The following is a 23,713-nucleotide window of genomic DNA, read 5'->3' on the forward strand; positions in this document are numbered from 1 at the left end:
CCGTTTCACGATCGCCGGCAGCGTTTCCGCTGAGTCTGGTATCACGCGTACTTCCAGAACGCGCGCATCTTCGAGATCTTTCCGCTGTCGTCAAATGTGAAGTGATCGACGAGTGGACCTACGTGTTGCATCGCGCCCTCACGTGTCACCACACCCTGCAAGATGGCGATGGCCTCATTACCGCAGACAATGACGTCGCGCTCGAGCCACAGCTTCATCGGCGAGAGGTCTGTAACCAACTTCCAGAACTCGGTACGCAGCGTCTCTATACCGGTGTATGTATCCACCCCCACTGGATCTTCCAGAACGGTGTCATCAGCCCAGAGCGCCAGCCAGCCTTCCTTGTCGTGGTCGCTGAGCGTTTCACAATGCGCATTGATTGTCGCGACGATTGCATCGGCGTCTGGCATTCCGATTCCCTTCTGAAACTGTCGATCAGGGTCGTGTGTGGGGGTTCACACTTTGCTTACTTCGTCATCCCAACCCGTATCACGTTCTCGCACAGCGGCTCTCACACCCTTTTCGTGGATCATGCGGAGATGGTGCTCCTTCGCGATTGCCGCTTGTGCGCTGGGAACGTATGGATCTCGACCCACGTCGACCATGGCCGAGAGTCCCGCGGCCTCGTAGAGTCGATGGGTGCCGCGCTTATTGGCGACAAGATCACCTGTTTCCATCCGAGCAATCTGCTCCGCGAAGCGCATCGCCATATCTTCTTCTTCGCCAACCGGAACGACCCTGTTCACGTAGAACAGTCGATGCGCGGTGTCGGCGTCCAACCAGCCCCCGGTCATCCACAGCTGCTTCATGACGCGGATTGGAAAGTGGAAGGGCATGAGCGCATACGGGCCGTAGGGCGCACCGACGCCGACTCGAGATTCCTCCCAGCTGAATCGCGAATTATCAGCCGCGATGACCACATCAGCGGCCAACAGGAAAGTGTTCGCGTGGGGCCCCACGAAGCCCTTAGCGGCGACAACAAGGCCCTTTGTGAAGCGCCACGGCGGAAGCAGATCGCCCGTGTGGACCCAATACTTGTCCTCGATCGTCGCCGGTTGCTGTCCGCCGATGGTTTCGGCGGCGACCTGCTGAATGTCATGACCAGAGGAGAAGTTCGGGCCTTCCGCTGTGAGCACGACACATTTGACATCGTCGATGCGGTCACAATCGGCGAGTACCGCGTAGAACTCCTTTTCCATCGCGCTGTTGATGGCGTTCATCTTCTCGGGTCGGTTCAACCGCACAGTCACGATGCTCGCGTGCCGCTGCACCTTGAGGCACGTCATGCCGGCCCAATCCGCCTCAGCCAAAACGCGTCTCCTGTCGGTTCGTGCCCTTGCTGGCCTTGCCCGCGGTGCTAAGCACGCGGGAGGCCGAGAACTTGTTGGGCGATGATGTTTCGCTGGATTTCAGATGTGCCTCCGGCGATCGTGGCCGCGATACCTCGGGTGTACCGCTCGAAACTGCTTGCGAAATACTCGTCATAGTTCATGTGTTCGTATCGACCGGTCACCGGATGCAACAAACCCTCGATGCCTGCCGTTTCCAAGACGACATCCGATGCGCGTCTTTCGGCCTCAGACCCGAACAACTTCAGCACCGACACCGAGGCTGTGTCTTCCTTGCCGCATGCGGCGCGAGCCAGTGCTACGGACCCCATCGCGCGCAACGCGTGATAGTCCATGATCATCGACGCATACTTGTCCAGCTCGACCGGTGTTCGCGGCCGGCAGTCCGCGATCAGGTTGTCGATCCGGTCGGCGAACAGCAGCCACATCATCGTTCGCTCGTGCCCGAGCGACCCGTTGATAACCCGCCAGCCTTGATTCAGCCCGCCCACAAGGTTTTCCGCCGGGACCCGGACATCGGCGAAGAAGACCTCGTTGAAGTCGAGGTTGTCCTGACTGGCGACGTCGGCAAATGGGCGGCACTCGATGCCTTCGCTGTTGGCAGGGACAATGAATGCGGAGATCCCCTTGTGCTTGGGGGCGTCGGGGTCGGTGCGAACGAACGTCAGCAGGTAATCGGCATGGTGCGCGCCCGAGGTCCACACCTTCTGCCCGTTGATGATGAACTCATCGCCGTCACGGACAGCCCTCGTGCGCAGCGACGCGAGATCAGAGCCCGCGTTCGGTTCGCTCATACCTAACGACGCGGTCATCTCACCACGCAGTACCGGGATCGCCCAGCGCTGCTTCTGCTCTTCGGAACCAAACGAGATCAGCGACGTCGCAACGATATTCACACCCTGCGGGTTGAAGCTGTGGTAGATCCTGCGCCTGCACAGCTCGTCGAGATGAACGAATTGCTGCAGCACACCGGCATTTCGGCCGCCGAACTCCGGTGGCTGGGCGGGCAGCAACCAACCGTTGTCGAACAACAGACGTTGCCAGTCCCTCGCCCACTGAGGCATATGAGAGACCGATTGAGGGCGCTCCAGCGTGTCGGACTCGCTGGGCAGGTTCTCGTCGAGGAATGCTGAGAACTCGGCGCGAAAAGCCTCGACGTCTTCGTCAAAAGTCAGCTGCACGATATTCCCTTGCGATGATCGCCCGATGCTCCGCCGCGCTTCCGAGCATCAGTTCGCCCGCTTTCGCCCGTTTGACGGCGAACTGCAGGTCGTTCTCCCAGGTGAGACCCATAGCACCGAAAGACTGCATGCCGTGCCGGACTACGTGCGACTGTGCTTCTCCCGCCGCGGCTTTCGCCATTGATGAGACCAGCCGCCGGCGCGGATCGTCGATTGCGATGGTCAGCGCAGCGAAGTACGCCAAGGCGCGTGCGCGGGCGATGAGCACATACATGTCGGCGGCCTTGTGCTGAATGGCCTGGAACGACCCAATCGGCACGCCGAATTGGTGGCGCTCTTTGACGTGTTGGAGGACCATGTCAAGAATCCGTTGGCAGGCACCGACGGTATGTATCGCCATGCCGGCGACTGCAATATGCCTGGCGCGTTCCGCATCAATGACTATCCGGTCCCCTTCGCTCACCTCAACTCCGTCGAACAACAGGTCGACCACATGCAGCACGGGGTCGAACACCGCCGCGCGCCGGGCCGTCACACGACCGCAATCGGCAACGAAGACGCCGGCCTCCGTGACGACCGCAACGTGCTGCGCCCGATCCGCGTCGAGCACGAAACGGGAAACGCCGTCGAGCACCCAGCCAGCGCCCTTCCGCCGGGCAGAAACGCCGCTGTAGACGGCAGCGCCGGCGGTCTGCGGATCCAGTCGATCGCCCACCAGAGGCGCGAATTGTGTTGTGGTGGCCAAGAAGGGAGTCGGGTCAGTTGCTCGCCCAAGCTCCTCGAGCACAAGTGCCAGTTCGACGAAGGATTCCGCCCCGCGCAGGTCTGTCCAACCCTCGTCGCGGTACCACCGCCACAGGCCGACGTCATCGTCGCTGCCCTGCGCGACTGCCCGTACCAGGGACGGCGGGCACTGTTTGGCGACCGCCTCCTCGACCGTTTGCCGCCAGAGGCGCTGGTCGTCGTCGAGCTCTAGAAGCACTGGCGTCCCATCATCGTCGCGGCTGCACACGAGAATATCGTTCTCATTATTCGAAAGTCAACGTTGGCAGATATTGACAACTTGGATGCGCTGATAGCAGCATCCATGCTTGACGATTGTTTTTGAGAGGGAGAAGAGTCAGCACTCGCCGCAATGCACCATCACGACGCGCCCACGCGTGCCGGCGCGCGATATCTCGTGCGGTGTGCCAACTCCGACGCAGACCGGCACCTGATCGAGGGGCGCCCTCCCGCACCCATGCCACGCCGAAGGAGGAGATCAAATATGGTCAGCAAGCCCACTTTTGAACCGACCCAGGCCGAGCTTGACCTGTCCGACGTCGACCACCGAGTGGGAAAGCCTATCGGCGGCGGTCAGCTCTGGGATCCATGCAGCTCGTCTGACATTCGTCGATGGGTGATGGCGATGGATTACCCCAATCCGATTCACTGGAACGAGGAGTTTGCTCGGTCATCCAAGTTCGGCGGCTTGATCGCCCCGCAGTCAATTGCGGTCGCGCTGGACTATGGGCACGGCGCGGCGCCCGCGTGCGTCGGGCATATTCCAAATAGTCATCTTATTTTCGGCGGCGAGGAGTGGTGGTTTTACGGTTGTCCGGTACGTCCGGGCGACAAGCTGTTTCAGCAGCGACGGTTTCACGATTACAAAGTGGTCGAAACCAAATTTGCCGGGCCCACCATGTTTTCGCGCGGCGACACCGTTCACCGGAACCAGAACGGCGCTCTGGTTGCCCGCGAGCGATCGACCGCGATCCGCTACCTCTACGAAGAAGCTGCCAGGCGGGGAATGTTCGAGAGTCAACTCGGCGAGATCAAACGATGGTCGCAACTGGAACTGGAAGAGATAGAGGCGCTTCGCCGCGCTTGGCTGGAGTCCAATCGGCTCGGTGTGTCACTGCATTTCGACGAAGTGAAGGTGGGCGATACGCTGCCGCGCCGCGTCATCGGTCCGCACAGCATAGCCACCTTCACCACTGAGTATCGCGCATTCGTCTTCAATATCTGGGGCAGCTTCGAGTGGGTAGCGCCGCCCGACGTCGATGATCCATGGGTCTATCAGAATCCTGGCTTCGGCAAGGATTTCGCGTTCGACGAGGAGGACGCCTTCATTGATCCCCGCAAGCGCGACGGACTCTATCTCGGACCCTCGCGGGGTCATATCGACGCCGAAAGAGCCAGCGAAGTGGGCATGGCGCGCGCGTACGGCTACGGCGCGACGATGGGCGCGTGGTGCACCGATTACCTTGCCTACTGGGCCGGCCACGATGGGATGGTTCGCCACAGTAAAGCCGATTTCCGCGGGCCCGCATTCGAGGGTGATGTGACGTATTTCGACGCCGAAGTCATTGGTAAAGAAGCCGACTCGGCATGGGGCGTGCCGGTCGTCCAGGTGCAATTGCGGTTGACCAACCAGAATGGTGAAGAACTCGTCAAGTGCGTGGCCGAGATCGAGCTCCCGGTGTGACGAGTACAGCAACACCTGATTCTGAAGCGGGTGAGTCACTTTCACTGGTGTCAGGCCCGTCGCTCCGCGACGAGCCGGGGCTCGGGACGCTTACGTTGCCTGGCTTCCTACGCGAGGTAACGGCCATGTACGGCGACCGGGAAGCACTGGTGCTCCGCTCCGCCGATGGCTATACGCGCTGGACCTACGCCGACCTATGGGAGCGAGCCACCGAGGTGGCGTGCGCGCTTCGCACACTCGGGGTTGGTAAAGACACGCGGGTCGGCATCTTGATGACCAACCGACCCGAATGGCTTTCGGCGTTCTTCGGTATATCTCTCGCAGGGGGTGTCGCTGTCACCCTCAGCACGTTCTCAACCGCTGCAGAGCTGGAGTACCTACTCAATGCGTCCTGTGTTGCGGTGCTGTTGTTCGAGCGACAGGTACTCAAGACCGACTTCGTCGCCACGTTGTCAGACTTGGCTCCTGAACTCGGCACGACTGCTCCCGGCAGGTTACAAGCGGACAAGTTTCCCTTCCTGCGTTATCTCGCAGCCGTCGGCGATCCGGCACCTGGCATCGATTCGTGGGAAACCTTTGTTGCTCACGGCCAGAACGAACCGCACGAATTGATAAATGCGACCGCCGAAGCGACGCGCCCTAGCGATGTCGCGGTGCTGTTCTTCTCGTCTGGCACGACGAGCAAACCTAAGGGAATCTTCAGTGCGCATCGCGGTGTCACGATCCAAATGTGGCGGTTCCGACGAGTGTGCCACTTTGAGCCGGACGACTACCTTCGTTGCTGGTCGGCAAACGGCTTCTTCTGGTCTGGCAACTTTGTGATGTCATTGGGGGGCACCCTGGCCGCCGGTGGGTGCCTGGTGCTGCAGCCGACGTTCGATGCCGTTGCGGCGCTTGAACTGATGGCGGCTGAACGTGTCAATTATCCATTCGCATGGCCCCACCAATGGGCACAAATCGAGACCGCACCCAATTGGCTGTCCGTCGACCTGAGCAGCATGAAATTCGCTGACGTCAAGACGCCGATCGCCAGGCATCCGACGGTCTCTTGTGCATGGGAGCTCCCTGACCATGCGTATGGCAACACCGAAATGTTCACGATAACAACGATTTTCGAGTTCGGCGCGCCACGCGAAGTGCACGCCGACAGTTCGGGCATACCGTTGCCCGGCGTCACCGTCAAGATTGTCGATCCGATCAGCGAAGTGTTGCTTCCGCGCGGTGAAACGGGTGAAATCTGCGTCAAGGGCCCCACACTCATGCTCGGCTACCTTGGCATCCCGATAGACGAGACACTGGATGCGGAGGGGTTCTTCCATACCGGTGACAGCGGCCATCTAGATGAGGGCGGCCGACTGTATTGGGAGGGCAGGCTGACCGACGTCATCAAGACGGGCGGAGCCAATGTCTCACCGCTTGAAGTCGACGATGCACTCGTAAAGCATCCCGATGTCAAGGTGACGAAAACAGTAGGGTTGCCACATCAGACGCTTGGCGAGATCGTCGTCGCCTGCGTCGTGCCGCGTGAGGGCGCGAATCTCGACGCGGAGGCGGTCCGTGAGTTCCTGCGTGAACGGCTGGCCAGCTACAAAGTGCCGCGGCACGTGCTCTTCTTCCGCGACACCGACATCACGCTCACCGGCAGCGACAAAGTCAAGGCCGACGAACTCCGTGACCTGGCCATCCTGCGACTGACTAAATCAGCTGCAGCGCAATGATTCTCACCTGAAAGATACAGGTCCTCGGCTTATTACGGACCGACCGGGCCATCCCCGCGCACGGCCGCCGAGGGCATCAGCGCTTGCCGACACCAGGACCACACGACGTCCTCGGTCAGGCTGGCGCCATCGAGTCCTTCATGCAGTGCATTGAACTGACCGAAAGACGTCAGCGTGTACCCCAGGAGCGAGGTCAACTGCGGCAGAGAGAGATCGTTTCGAATCAGTCCCGCTTCGGAGCACGCGGTCAAGATTTCTGTCAGCAGCTTTCGATGTGGCTCCCACACCTTGGCGAATGCCTCCGGATTGTCCAACTCCAGACTCAGGTTATAAATCAAAACCAGTCGACCACCCACCTCGTGCGATGAGCCAGGACGCGATAGAACGCCTCTGCACCATGCCTCCAGTTGCCCCATCGGGCCATCTGCGGCCTCGACCTCGGCCCTGATTGCCTCGGTGTACTTCGAGGTGACGTCTTCGTAGAGTGCCAGCAGGAGTTCGTCCTTGCCGGCGAAGTGTTGATAGAAGGTTCGCAGGCTTAGATTCGCGCGATCGGCCAATGCCTGCAGGGTGAAACTACCCGCCCCGGCCTCCTGGACGAGTTCCAGAGCCGTCGCCATGAATTGGGTAGTGCGAGCGACCGCCCGCGCCCGTGCCTCACCCAGGCGGCGCTCGATAGCCCGTTCCTGCCAGGTGCTCGCGGCTCCGCCATTCCCACCGGCCCGGTCGACTGCGTCGCCCGTTTTCATCGTCGGCCATCCGATCCGAGTTGCCCGCTGGATCGCGCCGGCGAACTCCCGCAACGTAGTGCGCGGACGCGAGCATCTATGCGTCGTAACGACATATCGCCACCATATCCATCCCGCACGACTTATCCGTAGTCCAGAGCCTCGGTCAGCCCGCAAGCATCCGCCACCACCGTTTAAAGCGGCTGACACGAGAACATAACTCTCGTAAATAGGGTACTGCACTCTGTTGTACTGAAAACAGCCTTTATCAGAAGCAGAGTAGGCCGATTGGCCAAATCTGTTAAGCTCCATACGGCTCCCGCCAAGCTGGTTGCTGCGCTCGTCCACGGAGCAGCGGGGCCCCGGACCACCGAGGACAAGCCGAGAGGGTCACCGTCGATGAGGCTCGCTGCACCGGCCACGGCATGTGCTTGACCCTCTGTCGGCAGGTCTTGGAGATGGCGTCAGGAGCACCCACCGACCTGGAAAACGCAGTCTACGAAGTCATCGCCAGCTGTCCCGCACGAACCATTGTCGAGATCGACTGCCAGGAAAGAGGGTTCATCGTTCATGAGTCACGGAATTACTTTTAGAGCACTGGTTGCGCGGAAGGACGATGACGGTCTAAGCGCGGTGGTCGAGAACTTGGCGGAAGCCGAACTTCCGCCCGGTGAGGTCATGGTCCGGGTGCACTATTCGAGCGTCAACTACAAAGACGCACTTGCGCTTACGCCGAACGGCGGTGTGGTGCGGGACTATCCGATAGTGCCGGGTATCGACCTCACCGGCGAGGTAGTGTCGTCGGATTCCGACCAATTCGTCGCCGGTGACATGGTACTTGCGCACGGCTATGAGATCGGCACCGGCAGACATGGCGGCTACGCCGAGTACGCACGACTGCCTGCGGATTGGCTCGTCAAGCTCGGGTCGCTGAGCCCCCATGAGGGTGCCGCCATCGGTACCGCGGGGTTCACCGCCGCGATGAGCGTGCAGGCACTGCAGCGGCACGGCATCGAGCCCGGGGACGGGCCGATTGTGGTGACGGGCGCCACGGGCGGCGTGGGGTCGGTGAGCATCGACCTACTGGCCACCGCGGGTTATGAGGTAGTCGCCTCGACCGGCAAGCCCGATGCCGCAGAGCATCTCAAGATGCTGGGCGCAACCGAGGTCATCGGTCGGCTGCCCGAAGACCCCGACGCCAAACCGCGTCCGCTTGGCAAGGCCCGGTGGGCGGGGGCGATTGACTGTGTTGGAGGGGCAACCCTGGCCGATGTGCTGAGCAGCGTTCGGTACGGAGGTGCCGTAGCTGCCAGCGGCCTCACCGGAGGGGCTGGCCTGCGGACGACAGTGATGCCGTTCATCTTGCGCGCTGTGTCGCTGCTGGGCATCGACTCGGTGCAGTTGCCAATCCAACCGCGGCGCACATTATGGGAAGAGCTGGGTAATACCCTGCGACCACAGCACCTTTCAGATGTGTTGCACGACGTCGACGTCAAAGATGTGATAAGCGTCCTCGACCAAGTTCGGTCCGGAAGCTATTCCGGGCGCGCGGTCGTACGCGTTGCCGGTGGGTTCTAGCTCGACAGGCGCAGTGCTTTCAGCCGACCGGGGTAAAAGTGATGTGCAGTTCATGTAGACCCCGCAGGATGAAGGTTGGCTCAAAATCGTAATGGCGCCCGTTCGCCGCGCCGTGATGCGACTCCGAAATCGCGATATCCGCCATGCGGTCCAGCAATCTGTTCACCGAGATTTTGCCTTCCGCCCTTGCCAATGGGGCACCCGGGCACGAGTGAATGCCACGAATGAAGGCGATCTGCTCTCGCACATTCGGTCGGTCAATATCGAACGTGTTGGGAGAACCGAACTTCCTCTCGTCGCGGTTACATGCTCCCGGCAGCAACATCACCGTTGTCCCCGCCGGCACCTCAACTCCGCCGACGGTGGTGGTCTTGCGCGCCATCCGGAAGTGTGCTTTAACCGGGCTTTCCGTGCGCAAGGTCTCCTCGAGGAAGGCCGGAATCTTGCTTCGGTCCTGACGCAGCACCGCTTGCAATTCCGGGTTCTCACCGATGATGCGTACCGCTGCGCTGATGAGCTTTGTCGTTGTTTCCGTTCCCGCGGCGAAGAGGAACGTCGACAAGTTCATGACGTCCTCGATCTCAGGCGTCGACCCATCCTCGTACTTTGCCTGGGCCAACTCCGTCAGCACGTCGCCGCGCGGGGAGCGCCTGCGGTCCTCGATGTAGGCGTAGAACTTTTCGTTGAGCCATTGCAGGGGATTGTGCGCTGTCGTGCCCTCCCCGAGCTCACCGGCCACCTGGGTCCCGAATTGTGCTCTGAATTCCTCATGATCGTCTTGCGGGACGCCCAACAGGTCGGCGATGACAAGCAGGGAGAACGGGTTTGCGTAGTCCGACAGGAACTCACAGCTACCCCGCTCGAGGAAGGTGTCCAGCTGCTCGTCCGCCAACCGCCACATGAACTCTTCGTTCTCTTTCAGGCGCTTGGGGGTGATCAACCTGTTCATCAAGCTTCTGGTCCGACTGTGCAACGGCGGGTCTTGATTCGAGATGTGTTCTGCCATGGGCGCAATATGGCGATGCTCTTCAATCAGATCGGAGACGTCGTCGGCTCCGTCGGGACCGAAGGGGAAACCGGAGAACGGTCCCGCCAGCGAGTTGCACGACGAGAAGAAGGCTGAGTCCTTGTAGACCGCAAGGGCTTCCTCGTAACCGGTAATCGCCATCACGTTGAACGGAGTTGCGGGAGTCACTGGACATTTCGACCGAAGGTGGTCGAAGTAGTGGTACGGGTCGGGCACCAGGGATTCGTCGGTGAAGAAGTCAACTGTGTCGAAGTCGGTCATGCGCTTGTTCTCATTCCTCTCGATGAACACCAGCCGGCGATCAACCCGGAGGGAGCCTCACTCACCCGAACCGCACGGAGTTAGAAGATTCTCAGGCCGGGTCGAACAACACCGGCAGCGACGATGGTGAGCGGAAGACCATGCCGCGGATGTGCGGGTCGTCGCCGTCAGGGTCGAGACGGAGGTTGGGTAGTCGGTCCAGTAATAGATTGATGGCAGTGCGCATTTCGAGTCGAGCCAGGTGCATGCCCAGGCATACGTGGACTCCGTAACCCCAGCTGATGGGAACTTTCGCTTGCCGGAAGATGTCGAAATCGTGGGGGTTGACATACCGATCTTCTTGGCGGTTGGCCGCGCCGAGCATGGGCATGACTGATGACCCTTCAGGGATCGGCACTCCGGCCAATTCGGTGTCGCGCGTGGCGACGCGAGTGATGTTGAGCAGGGGGGCATCCCAGCGCACGGCTTCCTCGATCGCCTGGGGTATCAGTGACCGGTCGGCGCGGATGGCGTCGAGTTGGTCAGGATGGGTGAGAAGCGCGAACAGCAAGGTACCCAGGGAACGGTAAGTGGTTTCCACGCCGGCTGGCAGAAGTAGCCGGATGAAAGAATAAATGTCTTCGTCCGCGAGTTTCTGTCCGTCGATTTCGGCGGCGGCCAAGCTGCTGATCAGGTCCTCACGGGGTTCCGCCCGACGCTCCTCCAGGATTGGGGTGAAGTAGTCGACGAGTGCCTTCGACGCCGCCAGACCGCGTTCGGGATAGACGGTATAGCTCAACATCGAGATCGACCAGCGTTGAAATTGCGGAAAGTCCTCCTCTGGCAGGCCGAGAAGCGCAGCGATGATGCGGCTCGGATACGGGAAGGTGAAGGTTTTCACCAGGTCGGTCGCGCCGTCGCCGACGAATCCGTCGATCAGTTCGTTGCCGATGCGGGCGACGATCTCGTCTTCCCAACGCGCTAACGCTTTTTGGGTGAACGCTTTGGTCACTAGTGAGCGCAGCCGGCCGTGAATGGGCTCATCCATACCCAGCATCACGCCGTGGCCGAGGACATCGCCGAAGATCTGAATCACGGCGCGGGAGGAGAAGGTTTCGTCGTCGCGAAGCATCGTCTGGATGTCCTCGTGGCGGTAGACGATGAAGACGGGTTTACCTTCCTCGCCGGGAAGCATCGACGTTTCGATCCGTTGAATTGGAGTGTCATGACGCTGTCTGGCCAATTCCGGGTAGGGGTCACGGACGTCGCCCGATACCATGTCGTCAAAGGCGGCGAAGTCTTCGAGTGCGTCAAACAGCTCTGACATGATGCTCCTCTCAGGTCGCGGGGTAAGCCACGGATTTGCTGGTCATTGCTCCCGCTCCCCTGCATTGCTCCCACTCTCCTCGGGCGCGGACTGAGTCGGTGAAAACCGCATCGCGAGCGAGGCCAACCGCGTCATGACGGGCTGCGGAAGCACTTTGGCGGCGGACACCATCGCCCGCTGTGCAGTCGTTAGTGGGTAGGCGCCGTCGCGCATCGATCCGAAGCGGGGAATGCCCAGCACCATTCGAGACATGTGGTGCATCCCGGCTGCGGGAAGCAACCTGCTGGATACCAACAGCATTGACGCGTCGGGGCCCACGCCGTGGCGGCGGAAGGCACCCTGGTCATCCAGCGCCTTTACCAAGCCATCGGTGAAGCGTTCAGGCTTGCGGGCGAACTTGATTGCGAATCGGCCGCGGCTGTTCATCGTCTGATGGAGACGTGCGTAGGGACCGGAAAAGTCACGATCGTCGGTGGTGCCGGCATCGGTGATGATCTCGGTGTCGTATGTACCGGTGACCAGCACTGTCACACCGATCCCAAAGGGGGCTACCTCAAAAGCGAGTGATTCGCCCCACCGTTCCATCGCACCCTTGCTCGCCGAGTACGGACCCGTGGCCGGCTGCCCACGGACCCCCGCCGCACTGCTGACGAGCACGATGCGCCCCCGACCCGCCGCCCGCATAGACGGCAGCAGCGCCTTGGTCAACGCCACCGGTGCAATAACGTGGGTGGTGAACATGTTCTGCCACAACGTCGTATCGGTCTCTTCGACCATGCCCGCCGCCGATATTCCCGCGTTGTGCACGATCGCATCCGGCGCACCGACACGTTCCCCAATCACCTTGGCAGTCGCTGAGATCGATGCGGCGTCCATCAAGTCGAGCTGGACACCGATGAGCCGATCGTCGCTTTCGGTCGCGCCCGTCGCATCCCGCAGCAGCGCCATCCCCGGCTCCGGTGTCCGCATGGTGGCGACCACTCGCCAGCCCTCGCGGTAGAGACGTACCGCCGACGCGAAGCCGAGCCCGCGGGAGGCCCCGGTGATCACGACGGTGCGAGGATCAGCCACGGGAGTCCTGGGTCGAGCAACGGTTGCTCTTGGAACCCAACTCCACGTGAGGGCGACCATCGGGTAGGGCGTACTGCCAAGTGGCCCACTTACCCACCGAGTACGGGCCCTTCGCACCGTTCTCCTCGTAATAGCCCTGCGGGTCGAAAACCTTGGCTTCGGGATACGGCCACGGGCACGCGACCGACGTAGCCTGACCGCTGGCTTTGATTGCCCAGAACCAGCCGCCGTAGGCGAAGTACGCGACGTTGATGATGGCAAACATCACCAGGAAGGTGCCCAGTACCGGCCTTGACGGGAACAGTTTCGCCTTTGCCGCCAGCTTTTCTGCCACGGATTTTCCCGTGTCATCGCGGTAAACCAGGATGGCCGCCGGGATCATCACGAATGTCACCCCCAGGGACTCCCAGATCAGGGGGAACTGGAACGGCGTCCCCACATAGATCGACCCGAACGGGATCACCTGCGAATAGATGTAGAGACCGGTGCGAATCGATCCGACCTCAAGAATGGCGTCGAACACGAAGCCGATGACCAGTACCAGTCCGCCCAGGCTGATGAGCGGATGTCTGCTGACGAATGCTTCGGGACCGCCCTTGGCCTGCAACTTCCGCAGTATCCAAACTGCCACGAAATACGGTCCGAAGTAGAACGTCACGTAACCGAACACGATGAACGGTTCAACCGTCGGCGACATCATGATCAGCACCCAGGATTCCGGCCAGTGCAACAAATCTGGGTTGTATACCGCGTACGGCGCCCAGTTCATGATGGGGTCCTGCCACACAATCAGCGTCGTGACCAAGAACATCAACATCACCGGACTGCCGGGGTTGCGCCGCCAACCCACGATGAACACGACGACGAGAATCGCAAGCATGACTGCCGTACCGAACTGGATCATATTCATCCAGCTGAATCCGAAGAGGTATTCGACCGGACGGGGCCTGCCTTCGGTGTTCGGATTAGCTACTCGCGGATCGAGTTTGGTGCGTGAAACCGCGATGAACAACCCGACAAAGGCCAGCAGGCCGATACCGGCCAGCCACGAACCTATGCTGCCAGTGCCTCTTCGTCCGGTGGGTGATTGCTTCTTGGCATCATCCAGCACTGGCGTTGATTCTCCGGTACCCATGCGTCACTCCTGACCGAATCGGTCGACAAGGTGCGAGTTGACGCCGTCGGCGTCCAATGTGCGGGCGACGAGGTACCCCGCGCCCATCCAAGCCCGCCGCGTCCACTTCCCGAATGACACTCGGGTGCCGGGCGCACCCGAGGCCGCAGGCATCATCTTCACCCGCTCAAGCGCCTCTTTGACTCCGCGCGGGCTCAACGGGTGGGCGTCGGCGAATGCCCGCACCAGCGTCGAGGCGATATCGTGATTGACCACCGAAACGCAATACTCTGGACGGTTTCCGTGCTTGGCCTCGTAGCGGTCGAGGAAGTCCTGCCCGAGTTGGTTGGCCTCGTCATACTGGTCGACACCGATCCAACCCATGAACGCTTGCCACATCACCGGATTGATCCACGCGTTCTGAAATGCGGTGGTCGTGAAACGCGGCGGATCCCAACCAACAGCTTCAAGCGCTGGATTGATGAAAACGATGCCGAAGCCGAAGCCAAAGTGAACGATCGCTTCGGACCGCGCCTCGTGGAGGGAGGCGACCGCGGCATTGATGTCTTGTGCCGTCTGCGCAATCGGCGCCTCAGCGACGATGCGGAGTCCTCGACGTGCGCAGGCGCGCCGGAAATTACCCAGATAACTCTCGCCGATCAGGTTCTGTTCGACCAAGACACCGACCGTGCTCAGTCCCCTCTTGGCGATCAGGTCGGCTATGAAGATGGGCTCGTCGGTCATCGACCCCTGGGGGAAGGAGAACGTCCACTCCCCCAGCCAGTCGTCCGTCCCAGTAACACTGATCGCCGGCACCTTGAAACGCTCCTCGATCGCCTCACGCGTCGGCACAACGTTGTCAGTGATGTTGGGTCCGAACACAACAAGGCAACCCTCGTCAACAAGTTCAGCGTAGGCGTCGATCACCGCCTTGACTGTCCCCTTGGGCAGACCCTCGACTTCCTTGTAGATCACCTCTACCTGGCGATCAAGAATCCCCTTCTCGAGGGCATCCTCGAAGACGAGGTCTAAGGACTGGACAAAGGAGTCCAGCAACTCCTTTGGGAAATTCGCGGCGAGCGTGAAGTCCATCAAGTAACCGAGTTTGATCGGATGGGTTTTGCTCTCGTAGGACACAGCACCTCCGCCGCCACAGACCTAATATTTGTTCAGAACCTAACGCCTGCGCTGATCAACGTCAATCAGTCCGGCGCGCGGACCCGCCCAGGTAGATGTCGATCATCTCGTTGAGACCACGGGAAACGCTCACATCGTCAGTGAGCGGGCCCGCAATCGCGGCTCTTGCCGCATCTGTGATGGAGAGGCCTTCGCTGATCAGCTGACCTGCCGCGATAAGCACGCGGGTGGACGCCACCTCGCGCAGTCCACCGGTCTCCAAGCGGCGGATCGCCTGGCCGAAGCGAACCAGTTCTGCAGCGGTGGCCGAATCAACACCCGACTCGTGCACGACGATCCCTTGCTCGACCTCCGGGGCGGGATAACCGAACTCGATCGCGACCATGCGCTGCCTGGTTGAATCTTTGAGGTCCTTCAGCACACTCTGATAACCCGGGTTGTATGAAACGACGAGACCGAAGCCCGGAGCGGCGTCAAGGGTGATGCCGAGTCGCTCGATCGGCAGCTGACGCCGGTGATCACCGAGCGGGTGCAGCACGACGGTGGTGTCTTGGCGGGCCTCCACAACCTCGTCGAGGTAGCAGATCGCCCCCTCGCGGACCGCGCGCGTCAACGGTCCGTCAACCCAAGCTGTTTCGTCGCCACGAAGCAAGTAGCGACCCACCAGGTCGGCCGTGGTCAGGTCGTCGTGGCAGGAGACCGTAATCAACGGCCGGCCGAGATCGTGTGCCATCGCCTCCACGAACCGGGTCTTGCCACACCCGGTTGGCCCCTTCAGTACCAGCGAAAGCCCTTGCCGGTAAGCGGCCTTGAAGATCGCCTCCTCATTACCCACCGACCGGTAGTATGGGCGCGCCGGATCGGTCTGGGGCCTGGCGCCGTTCTGCGCGAGCCCGGCCTCGTTGTTCATCCAAACCTTCCTTCGTCCGCACCGTTGCGGCCATTCGCGCCGAGTGCTATCGGCCACCTTCCGGCCAGCTTAGCCGGAACAGATGTTTGTTTTCAACCTCCGGTAACGGGTGCTAGCTGCTTCCGATCGACGAGTAGCGTTGGTGGACAACCTGACTCGGGACTCTCGGCGGTCCTCATGACACTCGTCTCTGCACTTCGGCGGCGCGCACGGCGGATCTGAATAGCGGTCCGATGACGCCTGCGAGTTGCTCGGGTCGGCCCACCGACGCATGCGCCGTGCTGCCGAAAATCCTCCGCAGCGACCCGACGTCCGTCCCCGCCCCCACAGTCAGGCAGACACAGCCGATTCCGCGACGCCGGGCCTCATTGAGCGCGCGGCGCGCGTCGGCCGCACCGTAACCGCGTTCGTATCCGTGATCGTAGGCGAGCCCGTCGGACAACACGACAAGCAATCGTCGAGACGTTCCGCCGCGTTGCTCAAGCACGGTCGAACCGTGCCGTATGGCTGCACCGAGCCGGGAGTATGCGCCAGGTTCGAGACTGTTCAAGCGCCTGAATATGCCCGCATCGAGGTGGTCGTCGAACCGTTTGACCGGCACCAGGCTCACCGCCGCCCGGCCCTGTGAATAGTAGCCGTACAACGAGACTCGGTCGCCCAGGTCATGCAGCGCCACAACAAGGTTGGCCGCGGACGTTCGCTGTTGTTGATGCACAGTCCGCCCGAGCGTCCCAGGCTCCGCGGTCGAGCCCGAGATGTCCAACAAAAGCAGGACGGACAGATCGCGCCGCCGCCGCAGGCTGTCGAGATACACCGCATCGGAAGGCGCCGATCCCGCCATGACCTCGACGCGCGATTCGACAGCTGCGTCAATGTCGATGTCGTCGCCCTGGTACTGCCGGTGTCGGCGGTGCAAACTCATGCCAAGCCTCGCGAGGGGCCGCCGCACCCCGATTGAGCTCTCGATGACCTGCGTCGCAGACGGCTTGACTTTCGGCTCGACCTCGCGGACGGTGCACCAATCGGGACGATACGCACCGCGGGTCGCATCCCATTCCGGATACTTCACGCCGTCCTGTTTCACGTCAGCGGCGGCCTCGGCAAACTTCGAGGCCGTCGATGACACCGCGTAGGCGCCGCGATTGGCCGAATTCGTGCGATGGGTCGGGGTGTCCGCCCCGGGTGGGCCGGCCCCCTCATTCCCCGACTTTCGCGACGATGAAAGCATCTTCTTGAGCCACTTGCCGATGAAGCCACCACCGCCGACGGGACTGGTAAACATGTCGGGATCGTCACTGTCGTCAACCGCCTCCTCGGCAAGTTCCTCCAGGTTGCCCTCCGCCTCTTTGCGCGCGACGTGACCGGGCTCTGCGCAATCCGACTCGGCACGTTTGATGTTCGCGGCGAGCTTTTTGGCGCGAATGACTCCAAAATTTCGGGGCGGCTCGCTTGCTGCACCTTTGGCTGCGGCGATGGCGAGCGAGTCCGCGGCCGAGCCACTAAGGGCAGCGAGCTCACGATCGGCCAGGGTCGTCAACATCGCGGGCAGCAGATCAGCGTTGGCAACCAATGCCCGGTGCGCTTCGACGGCAAGGTAGCGGCGCGCAAGCTTGGGGTGCCGGATCAACCGTTCGACCACATCCTGCGTCAGGCTGTCCGCCGCAAGCATCGACGCATGAACGGCCACCGCTTCGACACTGGCCCGCAGCTCCGCCGCAGGATCGACGAACACGGTCTGCCCGTCGGTCCACGACGGGTCACCTGCGCCTCCAGCGGCCACGGCTAGGGGGCGCCCGGCGAGTGCTGACGCCAACATTCCGAGCGACTGCAATCGCTCGTCGTCGGCAACTGCTCCCACGGGGCAATCCTCTCCGCATTCGACCAGTGTTGACCTAATAATTGTTTCACCGTAGAGTCCGGTCTGACAGGAGTCAATCAGGCGGTGGCGCCGCGTCGGCAATTCAGACGCGAGTCCTTAACGCGTTCAATTCATTTCATACCCGAGAGCACTGACCAGGAGGTACGCGATCCACTGGGCAGGTGGCCACATTCGTGCGGGCCACATTCTGCCCGTCGCGCGACCACGAAGGTCGCATGGTCGGACAGCACGTCGTCTCAGCTGGATGAGATCGATATCGTCGACGATGAGGTAGCAAATTGAATGCCGAATTACAGGAGCGCATCGCCCGTCTTGAGGCGCACGCAGAGATCAGAGAGTGCATCTCACGGTACGCGCGGGGAATGGACCGCCGAGACCGAGAGATGCTCCGCTCGGCATACCACGACGGAGCCATCGACGATCATGTCGGCTTCATTGGCGAAGTGGACGATTTTATCGATTGGGCGTTCGCCTACCACTCCACACAGACCAGGTATCAGCACTACCTGCTCAACCACACCGCGGAGATCATCGGCGACGAGGCGCACGCCGAGACTTACTACCTGTTCGTCGGCACCGACCGGGAGCCGGCGAATCATATGACCCTCTCGGGCGGCCGATACGTGGACCGCCTGGAACGACGAGACAAGCGCTGGGCCATCGTCGACCGCGTGTGCGTTGTCGAGTGGAATGCCGAGTCGACGTCATTTGTCACCGAGGAACTGATGGCAATGATGGCCGAAACCAGCAGGGTAGCAACGCATGACCGGACTGATCCCTCCTACGACCGACCGCTCCGCGCATCGCGACCCTCAGCACCGACGTGAGGCTCACCCAACGATCGGACGACGCTACCCGCCGCACCGAAATCTTGAGAACGGCAAGCACGGTCGTCGCCGCGACGGGCTTGAGGACGTCGCTGCAACAGATCGCTGATGCCGCGGGCATTCTGGCCGGCAGTCTGTATCACCATTTCGATTCGAAGGAGGCCATCTTCATCGAACTCATTCGGCGCTATCACGCCGATTTGGACCGTATCGGTGACGATGCCCTCGGACGCGTCGACAAACCCGATCGTCGTCCAGTATCCGACCAGATCACCGCGTTCGGGTGTGAAATTGCACGGTGCGCGGTCGAACATCTTGCCGCACTGCAGATGTCGTTCTACGAGGGACCGAGCAACGACCCTGAGCTGGTCCAGTTGGCCAAGCGTCCGCCGGCCAAGATCCAGGCTGCGATGCTGCAGGTGCTCCGTGCGGGCGTTTGGCGGGGCGATATACGACCCGACTTCGATTTGCCGACCTTGGCCGATCGCATCTGCCAAAGCATGTTGCACGCCGGTCTCAATCCGGTCCGACACAATGCCTCCGTCGACGAATTGGCCAAACTGAAAAGCCGGATCCTGTTGGAGGGCCTCGCAATCAACTCCCCTGCCGATACCGATCTCGACAAGTCACAAGCGTTCGCGGTGGCGCAGGATGTCATCGAGAGTTGGAGGTCCTCCGCCGATGACACCGATCTCAAGGCCGCTCACTTGCGGGCGGTTGCGCGCGCCGAATTCGGCCGGCGCGGATATGAGATGACGACCGTTCGTGACATCGCCGCAGCCTCCGGATTGTGCACCGGGACGGTATACCGAATGATCGGGTCCAAGGACGAGCTGTTGGTGTCAATCATGCTTGAGTTCGGACGCAAGGTGGGGGGTGCGTGGACGGACATCGCGCGTTCGGATTCGACGACCGCTGAAAAGCTGGATGCGTTGAGCTGGCTGAACATCAATGCCCTCGACCAGTTCCCCGATGAGTTCCGCATTCAGTTGGCGTGGCTGCGGCAAACACCTCCCGACACGTCCACTCCGGCATGGTCTTTCACCACGCGGATTCGACAAATGAAAGCGCTCCTCGCCGGGGGGATCCGCGCGGGCGAGATACGGGTTGAGCGCACGCCCGCCGAACATCTGGCTCGCTGCATCATCGGCGAGCAGTGGATCCCAGAAAACATCCTTCGGAACATCGGCACGCGGAACTCACTACTTCTGGCCCGCGACACAACCTTGCGGGGAATCGCTCACCGCGACAAGTGATGATCGCCGTTGCGAATTCGAGCTTCTGGTCGCCCGGACCATCTTGGCTGGGTTGCATACAAACTGTATGTGACATACGGTTTGTATGTCGACTAGACGGCGGGGGTGTTGTTATCCGTCGACGGAATCGGGTGAAGTATCAACGGAATAGGGACACAGACCGCGGTGAATACTGACGCGACGAGCGACGAAGTGGACGAGCAGCAATCCAAAACCGTTGCCGCCCCTGCCGGGTCAACCCTCCTGTCCGGACGTTCCAGGCTCTGGCTGCTCCTCGTGTGCTCGATGGGTGTGCTCCTTGTCATCTCTTCGATGGTGGCACTGAACGCCGCGTTGGGCGCCATCGCGAAGGAAACCCTTGCGACGCAAGCGCAATTGACGTGGATAGTTGACGGTTACACGCTGGTGATGGCATGTCTGCTGCTGCCTGCCGGCGCATTGGGTGACCGATACGGCAGGCGCACCGTCCTGCTGATCGGTCTCGTAATCTTCGCCGCAGCCTCGCTGGCCCCCATCTATTACGACAGCCCAACGTCCCTCATCATTGCGCGCGGTGTGACAGGAGTTGGCGCGGCAGCCATACTGCCGGCCACTCTCTCGCTGTTGACCGCGGCTTATCCGGAAGATGAGCGCAACAAGGCGATTGGCATCTGGGCCGGCGTATGCGCGTCGAGTGCGATAGTCGGCTTCACGGGCACCGCGATACTTACGCAGTTCGGCCCATGGCAAACCATCTTCTGGGCATTTGTCGGAGCAGCGGTACTGCTATTTGTCTTCGCCCTCACCATCCCGTCGTCGAAGGATCCCGAGGCAACGCCTATCGATTGGTTGGGTGCCGCGCTGATCGGTTCAGCGGTAGCAGTTTTCGTCTTCGGCGTTATAGAGGCCCCGCTTCGCGGATGGAGCGATCCTACGGTGTGCGGCTGCCTCGCCGGCGGCATACTGCTCGCCGTCATTTTCGGTTTTGTGGAGCTTGGCCGAGAGCATCCATTGCTGGACATCCGTGTATTCAGAAGACCCGACATGCTGACCGGATCCATCGGCATGACAACCCTGTTCTTTGCCATTTTCGGGTTCTTCTTCTTGATCATGCAGTACATGCAACTTGTGATGGGCTACAGCCCACTGCAAACCGCTGTCGCGCTATGCCCGTTGGCGATCCCGTTACTCGTGTGTGCCGCGCTCACCCAGTGGTACCTACCCCGCCTGGGGTTACGTATCTCCGTAGCAGCGGGACTCGCGATCCTAGCCGCGGGGCTGCTGTGCATGCGCCTCCTGGATATCGACTCGGCGTACTTTGACCTGGCCTGGCCGATGTTGGTTCTCAGTACCGGGATGGGCATTTGCAATGCGCCGTCGACCACCGCTATCACGGGGGCAGTCCCCCTAAGTAAGCAAGGCGTAGCGTCGGCAATCAACGACACAACGAGGGAGGTTGGCGGAGCCCTGGGCATCGCTCTCGCAGGTTCGATCCTCGCTGCTGGATACAACCACGCACTTATCTCCTCCGTCGCGGCATTGCCGCCGACGATCAGAGAACCGGCTCTCGGTTCCCTTGCGCAAGCGCTGACGATCGCCGACCGCATGGGACCGCAAGGACGTGATTTGTCCAGGCACGCGAAAGACGCCTTCATGCTCGCGATGCATTCGTCGCTACTGATGCTAGGTATCGTCGTGCTGATTTCCGCTGCTGCCGTGGCCATCTGGGGACCCGGACGCGATGGACGGCAACTGCGAATCATCCGGCGATTCACTAGCAAACGCACCCGTTGGGTTCGACACGTTCGATGAGAGCGGTTGCGGGCGGGCGTCTTTCACCGGACGCGGGCCCGGCTATCTCGCTCGCAGCCCATCCAGCAGGAGGTCCAACGCCTGCACTCCGGCATCCCGCGCGGCCTGCTGATCTGGTGCATTCGCGATGAACAGTGCGGTCTCATTGGCAGCTGCCAGCAGGATGTGCGCTAACACATCCACGGGCCGGCCGGGCGCGATGTCGCCCTCTTCGATTGCACGCTCCAGCATCGCGCGAATGGCCCCGAGTCCGTAGACGCTTTCCAGTTCGCGCCACCTGGACCAGCCCAACACGGCTGGCCCGTCGATCAGAAGAATCTGTTGAACGTGTGGGGCGAGTGAAGCGTCGAGAAAGCCAATCAAGCCCTGGTGCAACTGATTTAAGGCGCCATCGGCAGGATCGGCGAGGCTCTGCGCAGCTGCCATGACGAGGTCCTCTTCCACCGCGATAAAGACGGCTTCGAACAACGCTTGCTTGTCAGCGAAGTGGTGGTACAGCGCACCCCGTGTGCCGACTCGCGCCTCAGCGACGACTTCCTCGGTGCCCGTCCGGTGATAGCCCTTCTCCACAAAGAGACGCCTGGCGGCGGACACCAACGCGGTACGCGTTGCCTCCGCTTGCTGGGCACGCCGCGCCTTGGTGTCCAGCTCCTCCTCGCAGTTCGGCACCGCTACAGCCTATTGCATACATCCTGTAGGTCACCTAGGCTCGACGGTCACATACAGTCTGTAGGTGATGCTCAAGCCGGGGGTCATCTCTACGCCGTGGAGGGATTCACTCATGTCTTCGCCAGCCGATGTAGTCCGCAAGTTCTGCGCCTTGATGGAGCAGCGAGACGCCGAAGCGTTGCGTCCGTTCCTCGCCGAAGGGGCCGTCTATCAGAACGTGGGTATGCCCGCCTTCACTGGACCAGACGCCATCGTGGAGAACATGGCCGCCCAGTTCTCGATGTTCCCGGATGCCTACGCCTTCGAAATCGTCAACCTCGCCAGCGACGGTTCCGTGGTGCTCACCGAACGGCTTGACTACATCCAGACTCCGGACGGAGGCAAGCCGGCCATCCCGGTAATGGGTACCTTCGTCGTCGACGACGAGGGGAGGATCACTCGCTGGACCGACTATTTCGATCTGAATCTGACGATCAAGCTCCTTCAAGGTGAGGACATCAGCGCCCTGGTGCCCACGACCGCGTGAGTTGGGACCTCGTCGGCTGTGTGGACTGAAATCTGACTGGGCGCGGAACGATTCGCCGGTACGGAAGCGACACTGAGCCATACACTTGCCGCGTGAACATCACCGAGCTCATTGTCGGCGTAGCAAAAGCCCCTGTCCGGGCCGGCGTCAAGGTGGCGGACGCCGGACTCGCCGCGGCGTCCATGGCGCTCGGGGCGGTGAAGCAATCATTGGGCGAGGACGCCCCGAAGACGGTTGACCCTCTTACCGATCTATTTCCGTTGCGCGGCGCAATCGTTGGCGCGAACCGGGTTGCCGAATTAACCGAGAACGACAGGGCGATGGGCCGCGCTCTGGTCCGCGGCGGGCCGGCCGACAAGCTGATGCGTCCGGGTGGAGTCGTCGATATGCTGGATGCGCCCGGCGGGTTGCTCGATCGGGTAACAGCTGGAAGTAGCTCCTCGCTCGAGCGGATCCTGGCACCTGGTGGGCTCGTCGACCGACTGCTCGCAGAGGACGGGCCGTTGGAGCGGATGTTCGCCGAGGACGGCATCATCGAGCGGATATTTGTTGAGGACGGCATCATCGACAAGCTGCTGGCGAAGAACGGACCGCTTGAACAACTCACCGAAGCCGCTGAAATCCTGAGTCGCCTCCAGCCCGCCGTGGAGAGGTTGACGCCCACCGCCGACACCCTCGAGTCTGCCGTCGATACCCTCAACAGGTTGATCAACTCGCTGAGTGGCATCGCGGACCGCATTCCGCGGCGGCGCTCCACGCGGCCGGCTGTGCGCTCAAACCGCCCCATAGAGCAGGAGCCTTTCGCGGAGTGAGCCGACTCGCTTCTTGGTTCACCATCAGTAAAGTTGGCGCACAGCCACTGGCCGGCATCTGGGAGATTCCGCTTGCAGTGGCCCACGATGTCGGCGTGTTTGAGGT

Annotated in this window: 21 protein-coding genes; 8 read left to right on the forward strand and 13 right to left on the reverse strand. The window is 61.4% G+C overall.

Annotated features, from left to right (window positions below; translation table 11 throughout):
- Window positions 1–41 precede the first annotated feature (41 nt).
- The 4 genes from A9X01_RS19280 to A9X01_RS19295 are packed head-to-tail and all read right to left on the reverse strand — an operon-like array spanning window position 42 to window position 3,512.
- Window positions 42–410, reverse strand: coding sequence for a nuclear transport factor 2 family protein (locus tag A9X01_RS19280; protein ID WP_065122283.1), 369 nt, complete (start codon window positions 408–410; stop codon window positions 42–44).
- Between the two features lie 45 nt (window positions 411–455).
- A complete protein-coding gene (locus tag A9X01_RS19285) occupies window positions 456–1,310 on the reverse strand; it encodes an enoyl-CoA hydratase/isomerase family protein (RefSeq protein ID WP_155772173.1) in 855 nt (284 codons plus the stop codon).
- A gap of 47 nt (window positions 1,311–1,357) precedes the next feature.
- Entirely contained in the window at window positions 1,358–2,530 is a 1,173-nt protein-coding gene (locus tag A9X01_RS19290; protein ID WP_065122285.1) for an acyl-CoA dehydrogenase family protein, read from the reverse strand.
- The gene (locus A9X01_RS19295; protein ID WP_065122286.1) at window positions 2,514–3,512 is read right to left on the reverse strand and encodes an acyl-CoA dehydrogenase family protein; all 999 of its coding nucleotides are present in this window, start codon (window positions 3,510–3,512) and stop codon (window positions 2,514–2,516) included. Before A9X01_RS19295 ends, A9X01_RS19290 begins: the two co-directional genes overlap by 17 nt.
- A gap of 285 nt (window positions 3,513–3,797) precedes the next feature.
- Between A9X01_RS19295 and A9X01_RS19300 the strand changes: the two genes are divergently transcribed.
- Together A9X01_RS19300 and A9X01_RS19305 are read left to right on the forward strand one after the other, a co-directional pair.
- Window positions 3,798–4,997, forward strand: coding sequence for a MaoC family dehydratase (locus A9X01_RS19300; protein ID WP_065122287.1), 1,200 nt, complete (start codon window positions 3,798–3,800; stop codon window positions 4,995–4,997).
- 125 nt (window positions 4,998–5,122) lie between these two features.
- Entirely contained in the window at window positions 5,123–6,715 is a 1,593-nt protein-coding gene (locus tag A9X01_RS19305) for a class I adenylate-forming enzyme family protein (protein ID WP_081282475.1), read from the forward strand.
- A 32-nt stretch (window positions 6,716–6,747) separates the two neighbouring features.
- Here A9X01_RS19305 and A9X01_RS19310 read toward each other — a convergent pair whose 3' ends face one another.
- The gene (locus A9X01_RS19310; RefSeq protein WP_081282477.1) at window positions 6,748–7,464 is read right to left on the reverse strand and encodes a TetR/AcrR family transcriptional regulator; all 717 of its coding nucleotides are present in this window, start codon (window positions 7,462–7,464) and stop codon (window positions 6,748–6,750) included.
- 549 nt (window positions 7,465–8,013) lie between these two features.
- On the opposite strand from A9X01_RS19310, the gene A9X01_RS19315 reads away from it, so the two are divergent.
- On the forward strand, window positions 8,014–9,021 hold the full coding sequence (locus A9X01_RS19315; protein ID WP_065122290.1) for an oxidoreductase: 1,008 nt from the start codon (window positions 8,014–8,016) through the stop codon (window positions 9,019–9,021).
- Window positions 9,022–9,040: 19 nt separating this feature from the next.
- Here the strand turns inward: A9X01_RS19315 and A9X01_RS19320 are convergent, their stop codons facing one another.
- The 7 genes from A9X01_RS19320 to A9X01_RS19350 all read right to left on the reverse strand — a co-directional run bounded on the left by A9X01_RS19320 (window position 9,041) and on the right by A9X01_RS19350 (window position 17,663).
- Window positions 9,041–10,309 (reverse strand): cytochrome P450, encoded by a 1,269-nt coding sequence (locus A9X01_RS19320; protein ID WP_065122310.1) that lies wholly within the window; start codon window positions 10,307–10,309, stop codon window positions 9,041–9,043.
- 91 nt (window positions 10,310–10,400) lie between these two features.
- Window positions 10,401–11,615 (reverse strand): cytochrome P450, encoded by a 1,215-nt coding sequence (locus tag A9X01_RS19325; RefSeq protein WP_065122291.1) that lies wholly within the window; start codon window positions 11,613–11,615, stop codon window positions 10,401–10,403.
- 42 nt (window positions 11,616–11,657) lie between these two features.
- Window positions 11,658–12,686, reverse strand: a complete 1,029-nt coding sequence (locus A9X01_RS19330) for an SDR family oxidoreductase (RefSeq protein ID WP_065122292.1) — start codon at window positions 12,684–12,686, stop codon at window positions 11,658–11,660.
- Window positions 12,679–13,821, reverse strand: a complete 1,143-nt coding sequence (locus A9X01_RS19335) for a spirocyclase AveC family protein (RefSeq protein ID WP_065122293.1) — start codon at window positions 13,819–13,821, stop codon at window positions 12,679–12,681. The genes A9X01_RS19330 and A9X01_RS19335 overlap by 8 nt, the downstream gene beginning before the upstream one ends.
- 3 nt (window positions 13,822–13,824) lie before the next feature.
- A complete protein-coding gene (locus tag A9X01_RS19340; protein WP_065122294.1) occupies window positions 13,825–14,937 on the reverse strand; it encodes an ABC transporter substrate-binding protein in 1,113 nt (370 codons plus the stop codon).
- 61 nt (window positions 14,938–14,998) lie between these two features.
- Window positions 14,999–15,847 (reverse strand): CbbQ/NirQ/NorQ/GpvN family protein, encoded by an 849-nt coding sequence (locus tag A9X01_RS19345; protein WP_065122295.1) that lies wholly within the window; start codon window positions 15,845–15,847, stop codon window positions 14,999–15,001.
- A 175-nt stretch (window positions 15,848–16,022) separates the two neighbouring features.
- Entirely contained in the window at window positions 16,023–17,663 is a 1,641-nt protein-coding gene (locus A9X01_RS19350; RefSeq protein WP_081282478.1) for a nitric oxide reductase activation protein NorD, read from the reverse strand.
- A 341-nt stretch (window positions 17,664–18,004) separates the two neighbouring features.
- On the opposite strand from A9X01_RS19350, the gene A9X01_RS19355 reads away from it, so the two are divergent.
- The 3 genes from A9X01_RS19355 (at window position 18,005) to A9X01_RS19365 (ending at window position 21,600) form a co-directional block, all read left to right on the forward strand.
- Window positions 18,005–18,553 carry a nuclear transport factor 2 family protein gene (locus tag A9X01_RS19355; protein WP_065122296.1) on the forward strand — a complete coding sequence of 183 codons (549 nt, stop codon included), beginning with the start codon at window positions 18,005–18,007 and terminating at the stop codon, window positions 18,551–18,553.
- Window positions 18,550–19,809 carry a TetR/AcrR family transcriptional regulator gene (locus A9X01_RS19360; RefSeq protein ID WP_172832566.1) on the forward strand — a complete coding sequence of 420 codons (1,260 nt, stop codon included), beginning with the start codon at window positions 18,550–18,552 and terminating at the stop codon, window positions 19,807–19,809. The genes A9X01_RS19355 and A9X01_RS19360 overlap by 4 nt, the downstream gene beginning before the upstream one ends.
- A gap of 285 nt (window positions 19,810–20,094) precedes the next feature.
- On the forward strand, window positions 20,095–21,600 hold the full coding sequence (locus tag A9X01_RS19365; RefSeq protein WP_081282479.1) for an MFS transporter: 1,506 nt from the start codon (window positions 20,095–20,097) through the stop codon (window positions 21,598–21,600).
- 42 nt (window positions 21,601–21,642) lie between these two features.
- Here A9X01_RS19365 and A9X01_RS19370 read toward each other — a convergent pair whose 3' ends face one another.
- Complete coding sequence (locus A9X01_RS19370) at window positions 21,643–22,269, reverse strand: TetR/AcrR family transcriptional regulator (protein WP_065122298.1); 627 nt, start codon at window positions 22,267–22,269, stop codon at window positions 21,643–21,645.
- A gap of 112 nt (window positions 22,270–22,381) precedes the next feature.
- Between A9X01_RS19370 and A9X01_RS19375 the strand changes: the two genes are divergently transcribed.
- Together A9X01_RS19375 and A9X01_RS19380 are read left to right on the forward strand one after the other, a co-directional pair.
- Window positions 22,382–22,795: a limonene-1,2-epoxide hydrolase family protein gene (locus tag A9X01_RS19375; protein WP_065122299.1), complete on the forward strand. Its 414-nt coding sequence runs from the start codon at window positions 22,382–22,384 to the stop codon at window positions 22,793–22,795.
- Between the two features lie 92 nt (window positions 22,796–22,887).
- Window positions 22,888–23,607, forward strand: a complete 720-nt coding sequence (locus A9X01_RS19380) for a hypothetical protein (RefSeq protein WP_065122300.1) — start codon at window positions 22,888–22,890, stop codon at window positions 23,605–23,607.
- Window positions 23,608–23,713: the final 106 nt, after the last annotated feature.

This window comes from Mycobacterium asiaticum (assembly GCF_001668675.1).
GTDB lineage: Bacteria > Actinomycetota > Actinomycetes > Mycobacteriales > Mycobacteriaceae > Mycobacterium > Mycobacterium asiaticum_D.